The organism is Edaphosphingomonas fennica, assembly GCF_003034225.1.
GTDB lineage: Bacteria > Pseudomonadota > Alphaproteobacteria > Sphingomonadales > Sphingomonadaceae > Sphingomonas_E > Sphingomonas_E fennica.
Genome location: NZ_PHHF01000075.1, coordinates 38,156 through 58,057, shown reverse-complemented (window position 1 = coordinate 58,057; position 19,902 = coordinate 38,156). Strand labels below are relative to the sequence as shown.

Below are 19,902 nucleotides of genomic sequence, written 5' to 3'. Positions count from 1 at the left end.
GCAGGGGAGCATGCAGGACTATCCGCTGACGCTGGACAAGTTCCTGGATCATGCCGCCAAATGGCACCCGGAGAGCGAGATCGTCACGGCGCGCGACGACGGCACGATCGACCGGCTGAGCTATGCCGAGGTCAGGGACAGGGCCCTGGCGGTCTCCTCGATCCTGGCGGGCTTCGGCATCGGCTTCGGGGATCGGGTCGCCACGCTCGCGTGGAACAGCCGCGCGCATGTCGAGGCATGGTATGGCGTCATGGGCATGGGGGCGGTGTGCCACACGCTCAACCCGCGCCTTACCGCGCCGCAACTGGCCTCCATGGTCGCGCAATCGGAAGCGTCGTTGCTGATCGCCAGCGCGGACCTGCTGCCGCTGGCGGCCCGCATCGCCGAACGCGCGCCGGTCCTGCAGCATATCCTCGTCATCGATGGCGATGGCGGGGACGCGCCCGGAATTTCCCACCTCGAATCCCTGATCGAGGGGGCGCCGCGCAATGTCGTTTGGGGCGGCTTCGCCGAAACGGCGCCATCGGGTCTCTGTTTCACGTCCGGCACCACCGGATCGCCGAAGGGCGTGACCTACACGCACCGTTCCAGCTTCCTGCACACGCTGCGGCTGCTGCAGGCCGATGTGATGGCGATATCGGGGCGGGACAATGTTCTGACCGTCGTGCCGATGTTCCATGCCAATGCCTGGGGCCTTCCCTTCGCCTTGCCGGCGACCGGCGGCAAGCTGGTCCTGCCCGGACGGCGGAACGACGGCGCCAGCCTCGCGCGGCTGATCGCGGCCGAGGATGTCACGATCGGCGTGGGGGTGCCGACGGTCTGGCTGGGATTGCTCGAGCATCTCGAGGCCGAAGGCGGCGCCTTGCCGAGCCTCGAACGGATCATCGTCGGCGGCGCGCCGATGGCGCCCGCGCTCATGGAGCGGCTCGAACGCCGGCTGGGTGTCGAAATCCAGACCAGCTGGGGCATGACGGAACTCTCTCCCTCCGGCACGGTGGCCGTGCCGGGCGATTCCGCGCGCAAGGCGACGGCGTCGGGCAAGCCGGCGATCGGTGTCGATCTGCTCATCACCGATGCGGAGGGACGGGCGCTTCCGACGCAACGGGAAACGGAGGGGCATCTTCGCGTCCGCGGCGCAGCGGTGATCGAACGCTATTTCGGCCACGACCGGTCCGCCACGGATCCCGACGGCTGGTTCGCCACGGGCGACCTGGCGAAGCTGACCGCCGATGGCGAGCTGATCATCACCGGCCGCGCCAAGGACCTCATCAAATCGGGTGGGGAGTGGATCAATCCGGCGGAAATCGAGGCGGTCGTGGGCGCCCTGCCTGAAGTGTCGCTCGCGGCCGTCATCGGCAGGCCGGACCCGAAATGGGGCGAGCGCCCGATCCTCCTGGTCGAGATGCGCGATGATCAGCAGGTTTCCGACGAAAAGCTGCTGGGCGCGCTTGTCGGCCGGGTTGCGCCCTGGTGGATTCCCGACGCGGTCGTCCGCCTGTCCGCCATGCCGCTGGCCGCAACGGGCAAGATCGATAAATTGCGTCTCCAAAGCGAATATGGCGGGGCCTGACTTTCCCGCCTTGTTCTCCAGCCTTGACGCCTGCGCGCCTATCCCCGAAGAACATTCTCGTGCAAGAGAATGTGAAAGCCCCTAAGCGGTCGAAGAAGGCCGAACAACGCGCCGAGACAATCGAGCAGATCCTTGATGCTGCCGAATATCTCTTTTCGAAACATGGGCTCTACGGGGTCACGCTGAAGGACGTGGCGAAGAAGGTCGGCGTCCATCACACGCTGCTGAATTATTATTTCGAGGACAAGAACAAGCTCTTCCATGCCGTGTTCGCCCGTCGCGCCGTCGTGACGAGCGAGCGGCGCATGAACGCGCTCGATCAATATGAGAAAGCGTGCGGCGACAGGCCGACCGTGGAAGGCGCGCTCCGCGCCTTTCTGGATACGGACCTCGACCTCTATATCGAGGGTGGCGAGGCGTGGAAAAACTACGCCGCGCTGGGCGCGCAGGTGGCGAATACGCCCGAATGGGGCGCCGAGCTGATGGACACCCACTTCGATCCCGTCGTGCTCAGATTGATCGACCTTCTGAAGAAGGCGCTGCCCGATTGCAGCGAGGAGGATATTTTCTGGGGGTATCAGTTCGTTACCGGTGCTCTCATGCTCACGCTCGCGCGCACGGGGCGTATCGACAAGCTCTCCCACGGCCTGTGCAAATCCGACGATTTCGTCGCCGTGAAGGAACGCATGGCTTCCTTCATGGCGGCGGGTTTCCTGCAAATCTGCGGCCAGGGGCGATAAGGGCAGGCGAGGAAGCGGCACCGGCGTTTCGAGCGGCGTGAATTTCATTCGCTCACTTGATAGTGAATATTCCATGCGCTAATCCCTTCCGCAAGAAGGGAGAGTGCCATGAATCTTGCGGGTCGAATTGCCATCGTCACGGGCGCGGGTGGGGGATTGGGGCGTGCCCATGCGCTTTACCTCGCGCGTCTCGGCGCCAAGGTCGTGGTCAACGACATGTCGCAGGAAAGCGCCGGCAAGGTCGCTGCGGAAATCGCGGCTGGCGGGGGCGAGGCGATGCCGGTCGCGGCTTCGGTCACGGACGAGGCGGCCATTCTCGCCATGGTCGAAGATATTCTGTCCCGCTGGGGCCGCGTCGACATTCTCGTCAACAATGCCGGCATTCTCCGCGACAAGAGCTTCGCGAAGATGACGATGGATGACTTCAGGGCCGTCGTCGACGTGCATCTGATGGGCGCCGCGATCTGCTCGAAGGCCGTATGGGAGCCGATGCGGGCGCAGCGTTACGGGCGGATTGTGATGACGACCTCGTCTTCGGGCCTCTATGGCAATTTCGGGCAGGCCAATTATGGCGCCGCCAAGATGGCCCAGGTCGGCCTGATGCAGACGCTCGCCATCGAAGGCGAGAAATATGGCATCCGGGTAAACGCCCTTGCGCCGACGGCGGCAACCCAAATGACGCACGGGGTTCTTTCCGATGACAGCCTGGAGCTTCTCGATCCGTCGCTGGTGAGCCCGGCGCTTCTGGCGCTGGCGGGCGAGGATGCGCCCACGCGCACGGTGCTCTGCGCGGGCGCCGGCCATTTCGCCGCGGCTAACATCACGCTTACGCGCGGCCATTATGTCGGTGCCGGGGCCGATGCGGGTGATCACCTGCTTTCGGGCTGGCAGGCCGTCACCGATCGCACGGGTGAGATGGTTCCCCCCTACGGCTTCTTCCAGGCGGAACGCGAGCTTGCCAGCGCGGGCAACGAAAACCTCGTCGTAGCGCTCCGCCAGTGATGCGCGACGCCGTCATCGTTTCCACCGCCCGCACCCCGATCGGCCGGGCCTATCGCGGCGCCTTCAACGCCACGCCGTCTCCGACCCTTGCCGCCCATGCCATTGCGGCGGCCGTGGAGCGGGCGGGCGTGGAGCCGGGGGCGGTCGAGGATTGCATCCTCGGCTGTTCGTTGCCCCAGGGCTTCCAGCAGACCATCGGCCGGACGGCCGCGCTGGCCGCTGGCCTGCCGGTCTCGGTGTCCGGCATAACGCTGGATCGCCAATGCTCCTCCGGCCTGATGACGATCGCGACGGCGGCAAAGCAGGTGATCGTCGACCGGATGGACGTGGTGGTCGCCGGCGGCGTCGAATCGATTTCGCTGGTCCAGACCCCGGATCTGCGCGTCGATCAGGACCCCAGGCTGGCTGCCGCCCAGCCCGACATCTATATGTCGATGCTCGAGACCGCCGAGACGGTGGCGGCGCGTTACGGCATCCCGCGGGAGGCATGCGACGCCTACGCGCTCCAGTCGCAACAGCGCACGGCGCGTGCCCAGGCGGAAGGCCGTTTCGATGCCGAGATCGTTCCGGTGCGCACCGCCATGCGGCATGTGGACAAGGCCAGCGGCGAAACGAGCGTCCGCGAGGTGCATCTGGAACGGGACGAGGGCAACCGCCCCGATACGACGATCGAGGGCCTGTCCGCCCTGAAGGCCGTCTTCCCCGACGGAACCGTCACGGCCGGCAATGCCAGCCAGCTTTCGGACGGCGCATCGGCCTGCGTGGTGATGGAGGCGCGCACCGCCGAGCGCCGCGGATTGCAGCCTCTGGGCCGCTATGTCGGCATGGCCGTGGCGGGGACGAAGCCGGATGAGATGGGGATCGGCCCGGTCCTCGCGGTTCCTAGGCTGCTCGAGAAGTTCGATCTTGCGATCGACGATATCGGGCTCTGGGAATTGAACGAGGCCTTCGCGGTGCAGGTGCTCCATTGCCGCGACACGCTCGGCATTCCCGACGAACGCCTCAACGTGAATGGCGGAGCCATCGCGATCGGGCATCCTTATGGCATGTCGGGCGCCAGGATGGTCGGGCACGCGCTGATCGAAGGCAGGCGCCGGGGCGTCCGGCATGTCGTGGTGACGATGTGCGTGGGCGGCGGCATGGGAGCGGCCGGCCTGTTCGAGGTGATGTAGGCCTCGCACCGGGTCCGGGTGATCGGTGCTCAGCCGGGCTGGCGCAGGATCTGAACGTGGTCGGGGTCGATGCGCTGCACCGGGTGGCCATGGATGCGCTCAAGGCCGACAGCAGGCGCCTCGCGGACGAGGTGTCCCGGAGCGGTTCCTGACTGCCGCCGCGCGGGTCAGTTGCCGATCGTGCGCACCGCGAAGGCGGCGGCGGCGGCGCGCGTCTCGACGCCGAGCTTTTCGAATATCTGTTCCAGATGCTTGTTCACGGTGCGCGGGCTGATGCTGAGGATCTCGCTGATCACGCGATTGGGCTTGCCGTAGCTGATCCACAGCAGCACCTCCGCCTCGCGCTGGGTGAGGGCGTAGCGATCCTGCAGGCGCTGGATATCGGCGCCGTCGCGGATCAGGTTGAGGCGGATCAGCGTCTCGTCCCGCCGCGCGCGGGTGACGAGCACCAGTTCGAGCGTGGCGCCCGGCAGATCGAGCTTGATGCCGGCGCCGCTGCCATTGTCGTCCGCCAGCAGCCGGGCGATCGCGGGGCGGAGGAGATCGGGCAGGGCGCCGGCCTCCTTGTCCCACGCGGGATCGATATCGGCCAGCATCCGGCCGGCCTGCGGCGTCGCCCAGGCGAGGCCGCCCGCTTCGTCGACGGCGAGGAGGTGGCGCCCGGTGGCGTCGAGCGCGATCTGGCTGCCATGGGAGATCCGCGCGTTGGCGAGGTGGACGCGGACGCGGGCGAGCAGTTCCTCCACCACGATCGGCTTGCGGACATAATCGACCCCGCCGGCGTCGAGCGCATGGACGACATGCTCGCTTTCGGTGAGGCCGGTCATGAAGATCACCGGGATATGCGCCCAGGCGGCGTTGCGCTTGATCGCGCGGGTGGTTTCGAAGCCGCCCATGCCGGGCATCACCGCATCCATCAGGATCAGGCCGGGGGTGACATGGGCGAGCAGATCGACCGCGCCCTCGCCGCTGGTGGCGATCAGCGCCGTCATGCCCGCCCGATCGATGGTGTCGGTGAGGAAGCGCAGCGTTTCGGGCGTGTCGTCCACGACGAGCACGGTTTCATGGGCAAGATCAGCGACCATCGTTCAACCTTGTCTTTATCATCGCCCCCAGCCCCTTGAGGTCGAAACGGTCGAGCGAGGCGAGAAAATGCCCCGTCATCGGCCGGGCCTCGGGCACGGCGGCCTCGAATTCCTGTATCTTCCTTTCTATCCCCCGGACATGGCCGATACGGACGAGTTGCTCCAGCTCGACCAGATAGGCTTGCGCCGCTTCGGGCAGGGCATCGGCCGAACCGCCCTCGCCCGTGTCGGCCGTGGCGGGTGCGGGGGTGCCGCTCGTCCATTCGATATCGAGCTGGTCGGATATGGTATCGAGCAGCGTGTTGAGCTCGACCGGCTTGATCAGGAACATGTCGTGCGCATCCTGCCCGTCGCCGCCGCGGCGATATTCGTGCGCGTCGGCGGAAACCATGACGATGCGGATCGCCGGTCCATGCGCCTCGCGAATCAGGCGGGCCGTTTCCCAGCCCGACAATCCCGGCATGGTGATGTCCAGCAGCACGAGATCGGGCCGGACCTGGGCGGCGAGCATGGTGCCGCTTTCGCCGTCGAGCGCGGTATAGACCGGGAAGCCGAGCGGTTCGAGCAGGTTGCGCAGCACCGCGATCTGGGTGGGATCGTCATCGATGAGGAGGACGGAGCGGCGCGGGCCGACATAGCCGGTCACGGTGTCGCCGCTCGGGCTGTCGGGCAGCGCGGCGCCCGCCGCCGCCTGGGACAGCATCACCCGGATGACGAAGCGGGTGCCCTTGCCGGGTTCGCTGCTGACGGTGATCTCCCCGCCCAATATCTGCACCAGCGCCTGCGTGATCGACAGGCCGAGGCCCACGCCCTGCTGGCGGTGCGCGCCGGGATTGCTGCCGCGTTCGAACGGATCGAAGATGCGCTTCAGATCGCGCGGATCGATGCCGATGCCGGTATCGGCGATTTCGATGGTGGCGAGCTGGCTGCGATATTTGACCTTGAAGCCGACCTTGCCGGCTTCGGTGAACTTGATCGCGTTCGACAGCACGTTGATCAGGATCTGGCGCAGCCGCTTCTGATCGGTGTGGACGAATTCGGGCAGCCGTTCCGGCCGTTCGTAGACGAAGGCGATGCCCTTGGCCTGCGCCTGCGGGCGGAACATGTTGGCGAGCTGATCGAGGAAGGGCGGCAGGCGCACCGTATCGCGGCTGACGCGCAGGATGCCGCTTTCCACCTGCGAGATATCCAGCAGCCCTTCGACCAGGTTGGTGAGATGCTCCGCGCTGCGGCGGATCACGCGGGCGGCCTCCACGGGGGGCACGTCGCTGCCGCGCTCCAGAAGCTGGGCATAGCCGTAGATCGAGTTGAGCGGGGATCGGATTTCGTGGCTGACGCTGACGAGGTAGCGGCTCTTGGCGGCGTTGGCGGCCTCCGCGGCCTCCTTCGCCTTCTGGAGCTGGCGGTCGGTGACGTCGTGGGAGGCGATCTCCTCGACCAGCTTCTGCATGTGGTGCTGGGTTTCCTGCATGGCGGCGCGGCGGCTTTCGTGCGCGAGGACGATGATCCAGGCGGCGATGCCGGCCAGCAGCGCGAAGGCGAAGAACACCGCGAGCAGCACCGGCGCGATGGCGGCCCCGCCATCGGCCATGCGCCGCGCGAACTCCCGGTGGATGACGCCGAGCACCAGCGCATTGCACAGGTTGATGAGCGCCAGCACGCCGATGAAATGGCCGACGGGGGTGTGCACCTGCGCCGCGAGCGATGCCGGCAGCAAGCGTTCGAGCCAGTGGGACACCTGCTCCGTCGCGCGGCTGCGATCCTTGCAGCGATCGTGGCAGCGCGCCTCCAGCGTGCAGCACAGCGAGCAGATCGGCGCCGAATAGACCGGGCAATGGGCCATGTCGTCCGGCTGGAAGCTGTTTTCGCAAATGATGCAGCGCCGTTCCGCCTTGGCCGGCAATGTCGATCGGCGCGCAATATAATAACGGCTGCGGGTGGCGAGCGCGATGGCGGGCGCGGCGACGAAGGCGATCGCCAGCCCGATGGCGGGCGCGAACGCCTGCGGCAGCGGGCCCAGCAGGCCGACATGCGAGACGGTGGAGGCGACGATCGACAGCGTCATCGCGCCCACGCCCACCGGGTTGATGTCGAACAGGTGGGCGCGCTTGAACTCGATGCCGCGCGGCGAGAGGCCGAGCGGCTTGGAGATCATCAGGTCCGCCGCCAGCGCGCCGATCCAGCCGGCGGCGATGTTGGCGTAAAGGATCAGGATGCCCTCGATCGCGTCGAGGATGCCGATCTCCATCAGGATCAGCGCGAGGACGACGTTGAAGATCAGCCAGACGACGCGGCCGGGGTGGCTGTGGGTGAGCCGGGCGAAGAAGTTGGACCAGGCGATCGACCCGGCATAGGCGTTGGTGACGTTGATCTTGAGCTGGCACGTGATGACGAAGATGCCTGTGAGCACCAGCGCCAGCCCCGAATGGCTCGTCATCGCGGTGAAGATCGTGAGGAACAGGTCCGTCGGGCTGGCCGCCTGCGCGGCCGTCGCGCCGTGGCGCAGCACATAATCGGCGAGGAAGGAGCCCAGCAGCAGCTTGGCGCCGCCGATCAGCGTCCATCCCGGCCCGCCGGCGATCATCGCCAGCCACCAGCGCGTGCGTCCCGTTTTCTCGCGCGCGGGCAGGAAGCGCAGATAATCCGCCTGCTCGCCGATCTGCGGCAGCAGCGAGAGGAGGGTGGAGAAGGCCAGGCCGAAATAAAGGAGGCTGACCTCCCCGTCCGGCGCGCCGAACTGGCCGGCGAAGCGGCTCCATTCATCGAGCGCGGGCCGGCCGAGCCAGAGGATGTAGCCGATGGGCGCGAGCTGCAGCATCACCCAGATGGGCTGGGTGACGAACTGGAAGCGGGTGATCGCGCTCATGCCGTAGAGCGCGACCGGGATGACGACGAGCGAGCTCAGCACATAGGCCAGGCTCATCGGGATGCCGGACATGGCGCGCAGCGCGACCGCCATGATGCTGGCTTCGACCGAGAAGAGCAGGAAGGTGAAGGAGGCGTAGATCAGCGAGGTGATGGTGGAGCCCAGATAGCCGAAGCCCGCGCCCCGAGTGAGGAGATCGATGTCGAGCCCGCGCCGCGCCGCCTGATAGGCGATCGGGAAGCCGATCACGAACATCAGCGCGACCGCCGCCGCGATCGCCGCGACGCTGTTGGCGAAGCCGTAGGCCAGCGTGATCGTCGCCCCGATCGCCTCGCAGGCCAGGAAGGCCGTCGCCCCGATCGCCGTGTTCGCCACCCGCCCCGCCGACCAGCGCCGCGCGCTGTCCGCCGTGTAGCGCAGCGCATAATCCTCCAGCGTCTGGCTGGCCGCCCATTTGTTGTAGAGGCGCTTTTCCCGGTAGATGTAGGCGGGCTGGTTCATCGGCTCTCCCGCCTTGCCGGCAGCCCGCCCGCCTGGACGATGAAGGCGATGATCTCGTCCAGCCCGATATTGTCCTTGAGGTTGGTGAACAGGAAGGGGCGGGCGCCCCGCATCTTGCGGGCGTCGCGGTCCATCACCTCCAGGCTCGCGCCGACCAGCGGGGCGAGATCGATCTTGTTGATGACCAGAAGGTCGGATCGGGTGATGCCGGGGCCGCCCTTGCGCGGGATCTTGTCGCCGGCGGAAACGTCGATCACGTAGATGGTGATGTCCGCAAGCTCCGGGCTGAAGGTGGCGGCCAGGTTGTCGCCGCCGCTTTCGATGAAGATCGCCTCCAGCCCCGGGAAGCGCGCCGCCATCTGGTCCACGGCGGCGAGGTTGATGCTGGCATCCTCGCGGATCGCGGTATGCGGGCAGCCGCCGGTCTCCACCCCCATGATCCTTTCGGGGACGAGCGCGCCCGATCGGGTGAGGAATTCGGCATCCTCGCGCGTGTAGATGTCGTTGGTGATGGCGGCGATATCGTAATCGTCCCGCATCGCCTTGCAGAGCCGGTCGGTCAGCGCCGTCTTGCCCGATCCCACGGGGCCGCCGATCCCGATGCGGAGCGGGCCGTGGACATGGGGGGCGCGGGGCGCGTGGCCCTGTGGGGCGAGGGCGGCCATGGTCATGATCTGAACAGCCTTGTGTAGAGCGTTTCGTGGTGGATCGACGCCAGTTCCAGCAGCGGGGCGGCGGTGCCGAGATCGTCGAGCGGGGTGGCGATGGCCCGCGCCGCGATCGGCGGGATACTGCGGGCGAGAAGGGCGGTGGCGATCTGCCCGTCCGTCTGGCCGAGCGGCACGAGGCGCACGCCGGCCGAGACGAGGTTGGCGGCGGTGCCGTGCAGATAGGCATGGAGCGCCGGCTCCAGCGGGACGCCGTGGGCGGCGCAGGCCAGCGCCAGCACCACGGCATGGGCGATCGGCCGATCGCCCCAGCGGCCGGCGAAACCGTCGAGCGCGGGATGCGGCCAGGCGCGGCGGGTGACGGTGAGGAAGGACCGGCCCTGCTGGTGGCTTTCCAGCGCGGTTTCGCTGCTGCCGCGAAAGGCGGCGGCCAGCGCCGCCACCTCATCGAAGGCCTGCGGATCGGCGGCGGTGCGCCAGCCATGGCCGAACAGCACCGCATCCACCCAGCCGCCGCCGCGCGCGAGCACCGCCTCGATATAAAAAGCGAGGCCGGCCACATCGCGGACCCGCTGATCGTCGACCGCCGTTTCCAGGCCGTGGCTGTAGGTGAAGGCGCCGACCGGATAGGCTGGCGATGTCCAGGCAAGCAGGTGCTGAAGGGCGCCGTCAGTGAGCATGGTGATGGTGGTGGCGCTCCCGTCCGGGTGGCGCGGCATGATCGTGATGGTGGCCGTCGCCGTGATGATGGTCGTGGCCGTGCCCGCCGCCGGCATAGGCCCCCTGTTCGGGCGTGAAGGGCGCGTGGACCGCATCCACCGATGCGCCCAGCCCCTCCAGCATGTGGCGGATCACATGATCCTCGCGCAGCAGGATGCGGTCGGCCTGGATTTCGGCCGGCAGGTGGCGGTTGCCGATATGCCAGGCGAGGCGGACCAGGCCGATGCCGGGCCCCGCGCGCACCGCCATCAGCGGCTCGGGCGCGGCGGTGACGGCGATCAGGCGCCCGTCCGCCAGCGCGATCGCGTCGCCATGGCCGATCACCGCCGCGCGGGGCAGGTTGAGCAGGAAGGCCGTGCCGCCCTTCGCGACATAGCGGAAGCGGCGGCGGTGCCGCTCGTCATGATCGAGGGCGATATGATCGGACGCGCTGGCCGGGTCCCACTCCCCCCGTGCGATGATCCGTTCCGCCGTCTGCATCACGATCCTTTCAGAACAGGAAATAGCGCTGGGCGAAGGGGAGGGTGCGGGCCGGCTCGCAGGTCAGCAGCTCGCCGTCCGCGCGGACCTCGTAGGTCTCGGGATCGACCTCGATATGCGGCATTGCGTCGTTCAGGATCATAGCCCCCTTTCCGATGGTCCCACGGGTGTTGTGCACTGCAGCAAAGGGGCGCGAAAGGCCATATCGATTGCGAATTCCGGCATCGATCGATGCGCCGGACGCAAAGAAGAGCGAAGACAAGGTGTTGGCCCGTCCGAGCGCGCCGAACATCGGCCGATAATGCACGGGCTGCGGCGTCGGGATGCTGGCATTGGGATCGCCCATCGGGGCCGCCGCGATGCTGCCGCCCTTGATCACCATATCGGGCTTCACCGCGAAGAAGGCCGGGGACCAGAGCACCAGATCGGCGAGCTTGCCCACCGCGATCGATCCGACGATGTGGCTGATGCCGTGGGCGATCGCCGGGTTGATCGTATATTTGGCGATGTAGCGGCGGGCGCGGAAATTGTCCGCATCGGCATCGTCGGTGCCAAGGGGGCCGCGCTGCCCCTTCATCTTGTCCGCCGTCTGCCAGCAGCGGATGATCGTTTCGCCGACCCGGCCCATCGCCTGGCTGTCCGACGACATCATCGAGAAGGCGCCGAGATCGTGGAGGATATCCTCCGCGGCGATCGTCTCCTTGCGGATGCGGCTTTCTGCGAAGGCCACGTCCTCGGCGATGCGGGGGTCGAGATGATGGCACACCATCAGCATGTCGAGATGCTCGTCGAGCGTGTTGACGGTGTAGGGGCGCGTCGGGTTGGTGGAGGAAGGCAGCACGTTGGGCAGGCCGGCGACGCGGATGATGTCCGGCGCATGGCCGCCGCCAGCGCCCTCGGTATGGAAGGCGTGGATGGTGCGGCCCCTGAAGGCGGCGATCGTGCTTTCCACGAAGCCGCTTTCGTTGAGCGTATCGGTGTGGAGCGTGACCTGGATGTCCATGTCGTCCGCCACCGACAGGCAGCAATCGATCGCGGCCGGCGTCGTGCCCCAATCCTCGTGCAGCTTGAGGCCGCAGGCGCCGGCCAGGATCATCTCCACCAGCGCATCGGGCCGGCTGGCATTGCCCTTGCCGAACAGGCCGAAATTCATCGGGATCGCCTCCAGCGCCTGGAACATCCGCTCCATGTGCCAGGGGCCGGGGGTGCAGGTGGTGGCGAGCGTGCCGTGCGCGGGGCCGGTGCCGCCGCCCAGCATGGTGGTGACGCCGGCGTTCAGCGCCTCTTCCGCCTGCTGCGGGCAGATGAAATGGATGTGCGCGTCGATCGCGCCGGCGGTCAGGATGCGGCCCTCGCCGGCGATGATCTCCGTCCCCGGCCCGATGACGATGTCGACGCCGGGCTGGGTATCGGGGTTGCCGGCCTTGCCGATCGCCGCGATCAGGCCGTCGCGGATCGCGACATCGGCCTTGATGATCCCCCAATGATCCAGGATCACGACATTGGTGATGACGGTATCGGCGGCGCCTTCGGCCCGGCTGGCCTGGCTCTGGCCCATGCCGTCGCGGATCACCTTGCCGCCGCCGAACTTCACCTCCTCGCCATGGACGGTGCGGTCCTCCTCGACGCGGATGAGGAGGCTGGAATCGCCCAGCCGGATGCGATCGCCGACGGTGGGGCCGAACATGCCGGCATAGGCCCGGCGGGTGAGCGTGACCGGCATTCAGAGCCCCCCCATCACTTCGCCGCGAAAGCCGATCACGATGCGGCGGCCCCCATAGGGAATCAGCGCCACCTCGCGGCTCTGCCCCGGCTCGAAGCGGATGGCGGTGCCGGGCGCGATATCGAGGCGGTGGCCGCGTGCGGCGGCGCGATCGAAGGCGAGCGCGGGATTGGTTTCCGCGAAATGATAATGGCTGCCGACCTGGATCGGCCGGTCGCCGCTATTGGCGACGACAAGGGTGATGGCCACGCGATCGGCGTTGAGGACGATGTCGCCTTCGGCGGGGATGATCTCGCCGGGGATCATGCGGCGGCCCCGCGCGCCATTTCCGTCATCTCGACGAAAGTCAGGACCCATTGCCGCTCCGTCCGAAATTCCAGCGCAGCGGCAATGGATGCCGGATCAAGTCCGGCATGACGGATGTGGGGCGTGGAGGGCGCGGGCACCGCCGTCACCGGATCGGCCTGTGGACGGTGACGAGCTTGGTGCCGTCCGGGAAGGTGGCTTCCACCTGCACGTCGTGGATCATCTCGGATATGCCCTCCATCACCTGATCGCGGGTCAGCACATGGCCGCCGCTCGCCATCAGATCGGCGACGCTGCGGCCGTCGCGCGCGCCTTCGACGACATGTTCGGTGATCAGCGCGATCGCTTCGGGATGGTTGAGCTTCACGCCCCGTTGGAGCCGGCCGCGCGCGACGATCGCGGCCATCGCCACCAGAAGCTTGTCCTTTTCGCGGGGCGTGAGGTTCATCGTCAGCAATACCAGACGGCGGGAAGGCGCGGGGGCAGGCCCAGCGTGGCGGCGCGCAGCGCGGCGGTCGCGCGGATCACGCGATCCCGCAAGGCCCGCGCGTCCCGGTCGATCAGGCGGAGGATGAGCAGGCCGTCGAGGCAGGTGGCGCCGCCATCCGGCGCGCCGGCGAGATCGCGGGCGAGATCGAGGTGGCAGGCGGCATCGGGGCCGGCATAGGCCAGCGTCGCGATCGCGCGCGCGCCGCCGAAGCCGAACGGCGCATCGGCGGTGGCGGCGAAATCCCCGGCGATGTGCAGCGCGTCGGCCCACAGCAGCCGGCCGGCCCGCCAGATGCGCCATTCGTCATGGACGAGGCCACGGGTGAACTGCTCGCCCATCGCGGCGCGGCTGAACAGCATGGTTTCGACCGCGAGCAGCCGGGCATCCTCCGCCAGATGGGCATGCAGGCGCCGGCGCATCCGCGTGCGATCGAACAGGATCGCTTCCTGCGCCAGCCATTCGCAGCGCCCGGCCTCGGCGATTTCGATCCGCGTCTCGATGCGGATGTCGGGATCGCCCGGCCGCACGCGATAGAGCTTCTCCGCCGCCTGGGTGGTGACGGTGCCGCGGCCATGGGGCTCGACCCGGATATCGAGCGCGACGCGATCGCCGCCGGTGAGGCCGCCGCTGGTGGTGATCGATACGGCCTGCGGGAAATCGCCCGCCGCGACATCGGGGAACAGCAGCCGGCAGGGCGCGCGCTGGTAGAGATCCGCCACGCCGCGCGCGGCGAAGGCGATGCGCGCCTCGCCATCCACCCGTTGCAGTGCCGCCTGCTGGCGCTGCGCCGATGGCGGCGGCGCCAGCGGATGAATGACGGCATCTGCGGATCGGCCATGCTCCATGCCGATGGTTGTGCGGGGGACACGGACGCATCGACATGGGGCATTTGACGTATGGGGCGGGAGAACCTCGCCCCGCCGGTCAGGTGGTCGGGCGCTTCTTCGGCCGCCAGCCATAATCGGGATCGACCTTTTCCACCTTGCCGTCGCGCTCGCCCTTCTGGCCGGCCGAGGGCTGCTGATGCTCGGTCGTGAGGTCGGAAAGGTAGCCGGCCTGGGTGATGCCCTTCTTGCGCATCGCGACGCCGGTGAGACAGGCGTGCATCACGAAATTGGCGTTGAGCGCGGTGCGGTATGTGGAATCGAGCTGGGGCGCCACCTCGACGATCTCGAAGCCGACCAGCTCGTTCTCCGCGCACAGCCGGCGGACGATCGGCAGCGCCTCGCGCATGGTGAGGCCGCCGGGAACGGGTGTGCCGGTGCCGGGCGCGAAGGCGGGATCGAGCACGTCGACGTCAAAGCTGATGAAGATCTTCTTGCCGCTTTCGCGCGCTTCCTTGAGCGCGCGCTCCATCGTCGCCTGCCACCCATTCTTCTCGATTTCCGGCATCGCATGGTAGCGCACGCCGTTGTTGCGCATCCATTCGAAGCCCTCCGCCTCCGGCCACGGCCCGCGCAGGCCGACCTGGATATAGTTCCGGCCGAGGACATGGCCTTCCTTCACCGCGCGATAGACGGGCGCGCCATGGGTGATGAAGTGGACGCCGCCCTGGCCGGCATCGAAGTGGGAATCGAAGTGGACGACGCCGAAGCTGCCCTTGCCGTGGACGTCGGCCAGGCCCGCCACGTCCGAATATTCCAGGCTGTGATCGCCGCCGACGATGAAGGGGATGGCGCCGGTGCGGGCGATCTCGGCAACGCGCTCGCGCACATGGTGGACGGTGCGCTCGGTGCTCATATTGTCGACGGCGATGTCGCCATAATCGACGATGTTCAGCTCCTTCGACGGATCGACCATGGTGAACATGTCGATCCCGCCCGCGCCATATTGGTTGCGGAGCGCCGACGGGCCGGACTTGGCGCCGCGATAGCCCGATCCCATGTCCAGCGGCGCGCCGACGATCGCGACGTCCACCTTGCCGGCAACGAGATCCTCCGGATAGATGGCGACCGGCGCGCCCGCGAAGGTGGCGATGCCGCCGCCATAGACGCCCCCGCCACGGCCGTTCATGTAATAGCTGAGGCTGAAGGGGCCCGGCTCCCGCTTCGGGTCCATCGTGCGCGGGCGCATCGTCTTCCAGCCGTTGAACATGGGCGATTCGGTATTGAGCGGGATCGACGCCATGTCGGTGTCGGGGTGGAACTTGTTCGCCTCCACCACGGCGAGCATGCCGTCGATATAGGCCTCGATCTCCGCCGGGCTCTTCTTCTCGAGGCGCTGGAACAGCTTGTCGTAGGAACCGGCCATGCCCTCCGCCTTCTCGGAAAGGAGGAAATCGCGCTTCTCCTTGGGCAGCTTCGCGATCTTGGCTTCCAGCCAGGCGGGCGGCGCCACCTTGTCCGATCCGGCGGCCACGGTCGCGGTGATCGCCACGCCCGCCAGCAGCATTCCGATAACGATCCGTTTCAGCCTCATGATCCAGCCCCCGGCAAAAGAAATCCTGTCGGGGCGGGACGCTAGGGGCGGCGGGGCAGGGCCGATATGGGGCGATTGACGTAGCAGGGCAAGATACTGATCTGTAACAAGAAGGGGCGGCATCCTGCGACGCCGCCCCCAGGTCCACGCTGGATTTCGGATCAGGTCGTGGGCTTCTGGCGCCCCTTCTTTTCCGCGGGCTTCTGCCATTCGGAGCTGAGCGGGCTCAGATAATGTTCCTGGGTGATGCCCTTCTTGCGGATTGCCATGCCGGCCATGCAGGCGTGCATGATGTAGGCGCTGTTCTGGGCGGAGCGGTAGGTGGGGTCCATCGTCGGATCGAGCTCCACCAGCTCGAAGCCGGCAAGGTCGGTCTCCGCGCAGATGCGGCGGATCAGCGGCACCACCTCGCGCATGGTGAGGCCGTCGGGAACCGGCGTGCCGGTGCCGACCATGTAAGCGGGGTCGAGCACGTCGATGTCGAACGACACGAACACCCGCTTGCCGTTTTCCTTGGCTTCCTTGAGCACGCGGCTGACCACCACGTCCCAGCCGGATTTCTCCACCTCCACCATCGTGTGGTAGCGGAAGCCCTGTTCGCGCATCCATTCGAAGGTCTCGATATCGGGCGATTGCGCGCGCAGGCCGACCTGGATGTAATCGCGGCCGGCGACATGGCCCTCCTTGATGAGCCGATAGACCGGCTGGCCATGATCGATCAGGTGGGCGCGGCCGCGACCCGCATCATAATGCGAATCGAAGTGGATGACGCTGACCTTGCCCTTGCCCAGCACGTCGGTGACGCCGGCGATGTCCGAATAGGCAAGGCTGTGGTCGCCGCCGACGATGAAGGGGATGGCGCCCGTCTTCGCGATGGAGGCCACCTGTTCGCGCACATGGCCCATCGATCGCTCGGTGCTCATATTGTCGACGGCGACGTCGCCATAATCGACCATGTTGAGCACCGCGCGCGGCGACGTCATCGTATACATGTCGTTGCCGGCGCCCATGCGGACGGTGCGCATGGCGGTGGGGCCGAGATGCGCGCCGCGCGTGCCCGAACCCATGTTGAGCGGGATGCCGACCATGGCGATATCGACCTTGCCGGCGGTCAGGTCGTCCGGCCGCAGCGCCACGGGCAGGCCGAAGAAGGTGGGAATGCCGCTGCGCCCTTCGACATAGCGGCTGAGCGAGAAGGGGCCGGGTTCGCGTTTCGGATCGAGCTCCGCCGGGCGCAGCACCTTCCAGCTGTTGAAGCTCTTCGCCTCCGGGTTGAGGGGGATCGACGCCATGTCGGTCTTGGGGTTGAACTTGCTCGCCTCGATCACCTCCATCATCGCGGCGACATAGGCCTGGATCTCCTCCGGCGACTTGGCCGCCAGCCGGCGCTCCAGCTCGCCTTCCACGGAAACGAATCGATCGGTTTCCTTCGAACGGAGGAATTTCGCCTGCTCGGGCGTCAGCTTGTCGAGCTTGGCCTCGATCTCGGGCGCGAACCGCTTTTCCGTGCTCTGCGCGATGGCGAGCGATGCGATGCCCGCCGCCGCCGACAAGGCGATGATGCCGAGTTTCCTCGATAGTCCCACGCCGCGACCTCCCTGTTCTTGCCATCGGCCCCAGGCACCGGCGCGGACGGAATCGTCCCTCCAGGGGGCCGTGCCGGAGCTAGCATCGGGCGGGCGGCGCGGCCCCTACGTCAAACGCCCCATGGCCCGGCAAATCGCCGCAATCCAATGCTGCCGCCCATCGATCAACCTGTGGGGAACGGGATATGGGGCTGCAGTTCGGATCGTGGCTGAGGGGAGGCGTCTGCGCCGCCGGCATCGCCTGGGCGGGCATCGCATCGGCCGCCGATACGCCGCCGCCCGCGCCCGCATCGTCACCGCCGCCGATATTGGAGGCCGAGACCAGCGGCACGCTGACGCTCGGCCCGGCGGGCGCGCACCGCCTCTACATCGCCGCCGGCGAAGGCTTCACCATCATCGATGGCGACACCGCGAAGGTGGAAGGGACGATCCATGGCGGCCGGGCCGGCGTGCTCGCCGTCGCGCCGGACAACGGCCATTATTATGTTTCCGAAAGCTATTGGTCGCGGGACAATCGCGGCGAGCGGGTCGACCTCGTTTCCGTCTATGACAGCGCCAGCCTGAAGCTGGTGAACGAGATCAAGCTGCCCGGCCGGCTGATCGCATCGGGGCGCATGCCCTTCTTCTCGATCAGCGCGAGCGGCACGCGCGGCTATGTCTTCAACCTCGAGCCGGCGACCTCGGTGCAGGTTGTGGACCTGGAGAAGAAGAAGTTCCTCTCCACCATCGAGGTGCCGGGCTGCGGCCTGATCTTCCCCTATCGCGACGAGGGCTTCGCCTCGCTCTGCGCCGACGGTTCGCTGGCGACGGTGACGGTGGATGCGAAGGCGAAGGGCACGATCCGGCAGAGCCAGCCATTCTTCGAGGCCGAGACCGACCCCGTGTTCGAGGAGAGCCTGGTCGATCGCAAGACGGGCCAAGCCTGGTTCATCACCTATAACGGCCTCGTCCACCCGGTGAAGCTGGGGGGCGAGCCGGTGTTCGGCGAGCCGTGGAGCCTGCAGGCGGCGGCCGGGCTTTCCCCGGCGACGACCGAGCCGCAGCACAAGACCTGGCGGCCCGGCGGGCGGCGGCCGTTTGCGATCCACATGGCGAGCGGCACGCTGTTCGCCCTCATGCATGAAGGCAAGCCCTGGACGCAGAAGGCGGAAGGCACCGAGCTGTGGGCGATCGACGTCGCCACCCGGCAGGTGAAGGGGCGGTTCCGCGTGCCCACCGCCGGCCGCGTCGTCGGCGTGAGCCAGGACGAGAAGCCGTTGCTCTATGTGGCGGGCGAGGGCGACTGGCTTTGGGTGATGGACCCGGAAAATGGCAGGATCGTCCGCCAGATGAGCGAGATCCGCCGGCCGGGGATGATCCAGGTCACGGGTTTCTGATCGCGTCATGGACGCATCCGCCCTGTTGGCGATCGGCCACCTGGCCGCCGCATCGGCGATCGCGGCGATGCTGGCGGCGGGCGCGCTGGCCAAGCTTGCCGCCCGCGACGACTGGCTGGTTGCGCTCGCCGGCTATCGGCTGGTGCCTGGTCCGTTGATGGGCGGCGTGGCGGCGTTGCTGCCGGCTGCCGAGCTGGCCGTGGCGATCCTGATCGTCACCGGCCTTGGCGGTGCCGCGGGCGTGATCGCCGGCGCGGGGCTGCTGCTGGCCTTCGCGGCGGCCATCGCCGTCAACCTGCTGCGCGGCCGGCGCCATATCGATTGCGGCTGCGATCCGCGCGGCCGGCCCCGGCCGATCGGCTGGCCCATGGTTGCGCGCAACGTCGCGCTCGCCGGCATCCTGCTGGGCGGGATCGCGGCCGGGCCGGGGGCGGGCCTGCCGGCGCGGCTGCTGGCGATCATGGCGGGCGCGGGCGTCTACGCGCTGTTCCGCGCCATCGCCATCCTCCATTCCTTCGCGCCGCGATCCACCGGCGCGCCCAACGGAGCCTATTGATCATGCTGATCGCATCGACATTCCTGCTGTGGATCGTGGTGGCGCTGCTGGTGGTCGCGGTCGTGGCGCTCGCCCGCCAGATCGGCGTGCTGCACGAACGGATCGCGCCGATGGGCGCGCTGGTGACGGACGGCGGCCCCAAGGCCGGCGACCTGGCGCCGATGATCGCGGCCCCCGGCCTGGCGGGCGGGATCGTCAATGTCGGCGGGCCGGACGCTTCGGGGCAGGCATCGCTGCTGCTGTTCGTCGCGCCCGATTGCCCGATCTGCAAGAAGATCATCCCCATCGCGATGGTGCTGGCCCGCGCGGAGAAGCTGCGGCTGGTGTTCGTGGGCGACGGCAATGCGGAGGATTATGCCGCCATGGCCCGGCGCCATCGCATGGAAGGGTTCGATTTCGCGCTGAGCCCGCAGATCGGGCTGGCCTATCAGGTGGGCAAGCTGCCCACGGCGGCGCTGGTGAGCGCGGCCGGCAGCATCGTCGCCAAGGGCCTCGTCAACAGCCGGGAGCATCTGGAGAGCCTGATCGTGGCGGGCGAGACCGGCTTCGCATCGGCCCAGGACTATCTGCGCGAACGCGGCGCGGCGGGCGACGAGAAGGTCGTCCGCATGCATGCCGGCGGCGGCAAGTGAACGAACGGGGG

18 protein-coding genes are annotated in these 19,902 nt (G+C 67.8%); 7 read left to right on the top strand and 11 right to left on the bottom strand.

Annotated features, from left to right (window positions below; translation table 11 throughout):
• The first annotated feature begins 10 nt into the window (after positions 1 to 10).
• The 4 genes from CV103_RS17805 to CV103_RS17790 all read left to right on the top strand — a co-directional run bounded on the left by CV103_RS17805 (position 11) and on the right by CV103_RS17790 (position 4,484).
• Positions 11 to 1,570 carry an AMP-binding protein gene (locus CV103_RS17805; protein ID WP_107395703.1) on the top strand — a complete coding sequence of 520 codons (1,560 nt, stop codon included), beginning with the start codon at positions 11 to 13 and terminating at the stop codon, positions 1,568 to 1,570.
• A 71-nt stretch (positions 1,571 to 1,641) separates the two neighbouring features.
• Entirely contained in the window at positions 1,642 to 2,310 is a 669-nt protein-coding gene (locus CV103_RS17800; RefSeq protein WP_245896935.1) for a TetR/AcrR family transcriptional regulator, read from the top strand.
• Positions 2,311 to 2,418: 108 nt separating this feature from the next.
• Positions 2,419 to 3,312 carry an SDR family NAD(P)-dependent oxidoreductase gene (locus CV103_RS17795; protein ID WP_107395702.1) on the top strand — a complete coding sequence of 298 codons (894 nt, stop codon included), beginning with the start codon at positions 2,419 to 2,421 and terminating at the stop codon, positions 3,310 to 3,312.
• The gene (locus CV103_RS17790; RefSeq protein ID WP_107395701.1) at positions 3,312 to 4,484 is read left to right on the top strand and encodes an acetyl-CoA C-acyltransferase; all 1,173 of its coding nucleotides are present in this window, start codon (positions 3,312 to 3,314) and stop codon (positions 4,482 to 4,484) included. The genes CV103_RS17795 and CV103_RS17790 overlap by 1 nt, the downstream gene beginning before the upstream one ends.
• A gap of 167 nt (positions 4,485 to 4,651) precedes the next feature.
• On the opposite strand, the gene CV103_RS17785 is transcribed toward CV103_RS17790, so the two are convergent.
• The 11 genes from CV103_RS17785 to CV103_RS17735 all read right to left on the bottom strand — a co-directional run bounded on the left by CV103_RS17785 (position 4,652) and on the right by CV103_RS17735 (position 17,327).
• Complete coding sequence (locus tag CV103_RS17785; RefSeq protein ID WP_107395700.1) at positions 4,652 to 5,569, bottom strand: response regulator transcription factor; 918 nt, start codon at positions 5,567 to 5,569, stop codon at positions 4,652 to 4,654.
• The gene (locus CV103_RS17780; RefSeq protein ID WP_107395699.1) at positions 5,559 to 8,936 is read right to left on the bottom strand and encodes a hybrid sensor histidine kinase/response regulator; all 3,378 of its coding nucleotides are present in this window, start codon (positions 8,934 to 8,936) and stop codon (positions 5,559 to 5,561) included. The genes CV103_RS17785 and CV103_RS17780 overlap by 11 nt, the downstream gene beginning before the upstream one ends.
• Positions 8,933 to 9,601: an urease accessory protein UreG gene (ureG, locus tag CV103_RS17775; RefSeq protein WP_015458210.1), complete on the bottom strand. Its 669-nt coding sequence runs from the start codon at positions 9,599 to 9,601 to the stop codon at positions 8,933 to 8,935. The genes CV103_RS17780 and ureG overlap by 4 nt, the downstream gene beginning before the upstream one ends.
• Positions 9,602 to 9,603: 2 nt before the next feature.
• The gene (locus CV103_RS17770) at positions 9,604 to 10,380 is read right to left on the bottom strand and encodes an urease accessory protein UreF (protein ID WP_245896934.1); all 777 of its coding nucleotides are present in this window, start codon (positions 10,378 to 10,380) and stop codon (positions 9,604 to 9,606) included.
• Complete coding sequence (ureE, locus tag CV103_RS17765) at positions 10,274 to 10,804, bottom strand: urease accessory protein UreE (protein WP_107395698.1); 531 nt, start codon at positions 10,802 to 10,804, stop codon at positions 10,274 to 10,276. The genes CV103_RS17770 and ureE overlap by 107 nt, the downstream gene beginning before the upstream one ends.
• 10 nt (positions 10,805 to 10,814) lie before the next feature.
• Entirely contained in the window at positions 10,815 to 12,527 is a 1,713-nt protein-coding gene (gene ureC / locus CV103_RS17760; RefSeq protein ID WP_107395697.1) for an urease subunit alpha, read from the bottom strand.
• Positions 12,528 to 12,833, bottom strand: coding sequence for an urease subunit beta (locus tag CV103_RS17755; protein ID WP_107395696.1), 306 nt, complete (start codon positions 12,831 to 12,833; stop codon positions 12,528 to 12,530).
• 145 nt (positions 12,834 to 12,978) lie between these two features.
• Positions 12,979 to 13,281 carry an urease subunit gamma gene (locus tag CV103_RS17750; protein WP_015458205.1) on the bottom strand — a complete coding sequence of 101 codons (303 nt, stop codon included), beginning with the start codon at positions 13,279 to 13,281 and terminating at the stop codon, positions 12,979 to 12,981.
• A 2-nt stretch (positions 13,282 to 13,283) separates the two neighbouring features.
• Entirely contained in the window at positions 13,284 to 14,168 is an 885-nt protein-coding gene (locus CV103_RS17745; protein ID WP_211314421.1) for an urease accessory protein UreD, read from the bottom strand.
• 79 nt (positions 14,169 to 14,247) lie between these two features.
• A complete protein-coding gene (locus CV103_RS17740) occupies positions 14,248 to 15,741 on the bottom strand; it encodes an agmatinase family protein (RefSeq protein WP_084653368.1) in 1,494 nt (497 codons plus the stop codon).
• Positions 15,742 to 15,902: 161 nt separating this feature from the next.
• Positions 15,903 to 17,327 carry an agmatinase family protein gene (locus tag CV103_RS17735; RefSeq protein WP_015458202.1) on the bottom strand — a complete coding sequence of 475 codons (1,425 nt, stop codon included), beginning with the start codon at positions 17,325 to 17,327 and terminating at the stop codon, positions 15,903 to 15,905.
• A 185-nt stretch (positions 17,328 to 17,512) separates the two neighbouring features.
• Here CV103_RS17735 and CV103_RS17730 point away from each other — a divergent pair, with 185 nt between their 5' ends.
• From CV103_RS17730 to mauD, 3 genes are read left to right on the top strand one after another with little or no spacing between them, the layout of a single operon-like run.
• Entirely contained in the window at positions 17,513 to 18,703 is a 1,191-nt protein-coding gene (locus CV103_RS17730; RefSeq protein ID WP_107395694.1) for an amine dehydrogenase large subunit, read from the top strand.
• A gap of 7 nt (positions 18,704 to 18,710) precedes the next feature.
• Positions 18,711 to 19,259 (top strand): MauE/DoxX family redox-associated membrane protein, encoded by a 549-nt coding sequence (locus CV103_RS17725; RefSeq protein ID WP_107395693.1) that lies wholly within the window; start codon positions 18,711 to 18,713, stop codon positions 19,257 to 19,259.
• A gap of 2 nt (positions 19,260 to 19,261) precedes the next feature.
• Positions 19,262 to 19,891: a methylamine dehydrogenase accessory protein MauD gene (mauD, locus tag CV103_RS17720; protein ID WP_107395692.1), complete on the top strand. Its 630-nt coding sequence runs from the start codon at positions 19,262 to 19,264 to the stop codon at positions 19,889 to 19,891.
• Positions 19,892 to 19,902 lie beyond the last annotated feature (11 nt).

Coding starts and splice junctions, on each gene's coding strand:
- CV103_RS17755 (WP_107395696.1), bottom strand. CDS start 12,833: ATGATCCCCGGCGAGATCATCCCCGCCGAAGGCGACATCGTCCTCAAC.
- CV103_RS17730 (WP_107395694.1), top strand. CDS start 17,513: ATGGGGCTGCAGTTCGGATCGTGGCTGAGGGGAGGCGTCTGCGCCGCC.
- CV103_RS17805 (WP_107395703.1), top strand. CDS start 11: ATGCAGGACTATCCGCTGACGCTGGACAAGTTCCTGGATCATGCCGCC.
- CV103_RS17795 (WP_107395702.1), top strand. CDS start 2,419: ATGAATCTTGCGGGTCGAATTGCCATCGTCACGGGCGCGGGTGGGGGA.
- mauD (WP_107395692.1), top strand. CDS start 19,262: ATGCTGATCGCATCGACATTCCTGCTGTGGATCGTGGTGGCGCTGCTG.
- CV103_RS17745 (WP_211314421.1), bottom strand. CDS start 14,168: ATGGAGCATGGCCGATCCGCAGATGCCGTCATTCATCCGCTGGCGCCG.
- ureG (WP_015458210.1), bottom strand. CDS start 9,601: ATGGCCGCCCTCGCCCCACAGGGCCACGCGCCCCGCGCCCCCCATGTC.
- CV103_RS17785 (WP_107395700.1), bottom strand. CDS start 5,569: ATGGTCGCTGATCTTGCCCATGAAACCGTGCTCGTCGTGGACGACACG.
- CV103_RS17780 (WP_107395699.1), bottom strand. CDS start 8,936: ATGAACCAGCCCGCCTACATCTACCGGGAAAAGCGCCTCTACAACAAA.
- CV103_RS17725 (WP_107395693.1), top strand. CDS start 18,711: ATGGACGCATCCGCCCTGTTGGCGATCGGCCACCTGGCCGCCGCATCG.
- ureE (WP_107395698.1), bottom strand. CDS start 10,804: ATGCAGACGGCGGAACGGATCATCGCACGGGGGGAGTGGGACCCGGCC.
- ureC (WP_107395697.1), bottom strand. CDS start 12,527: ATGCCGGTCACGCTCACCCGCCGGGCCTATGCCGGCATGTTCGGCCCC.
- CV103_RS17770 (WP_245896934.1), bottom strand. CDS start 10,380: ATGCCGGCGGCGGGCACGGCCACGACCATCATCACGGCGACGGCCACC.
- CV103_RS17740 (WP_084653368.1), bottom strand. CDS start 15,741: ATGAGGCTGAAACGGATCGTTATCGGAATGCTGCTGGCGGGCGTGGCG.
- CV103_RS17750 (WP_015458205.1), bottom strand. CDS start 13,281: ATGAACCTCACGCCCCGCGAAAAGGACAAGCTTCTGGTGGCGATGGCC.
- CV103_RS17790 (WP_107395701.1), top strand. CDS start 3,312: ATGCGCGACGCCGTCATCGTTTCCACCGCCCGCACCCCGATCGGCCGG.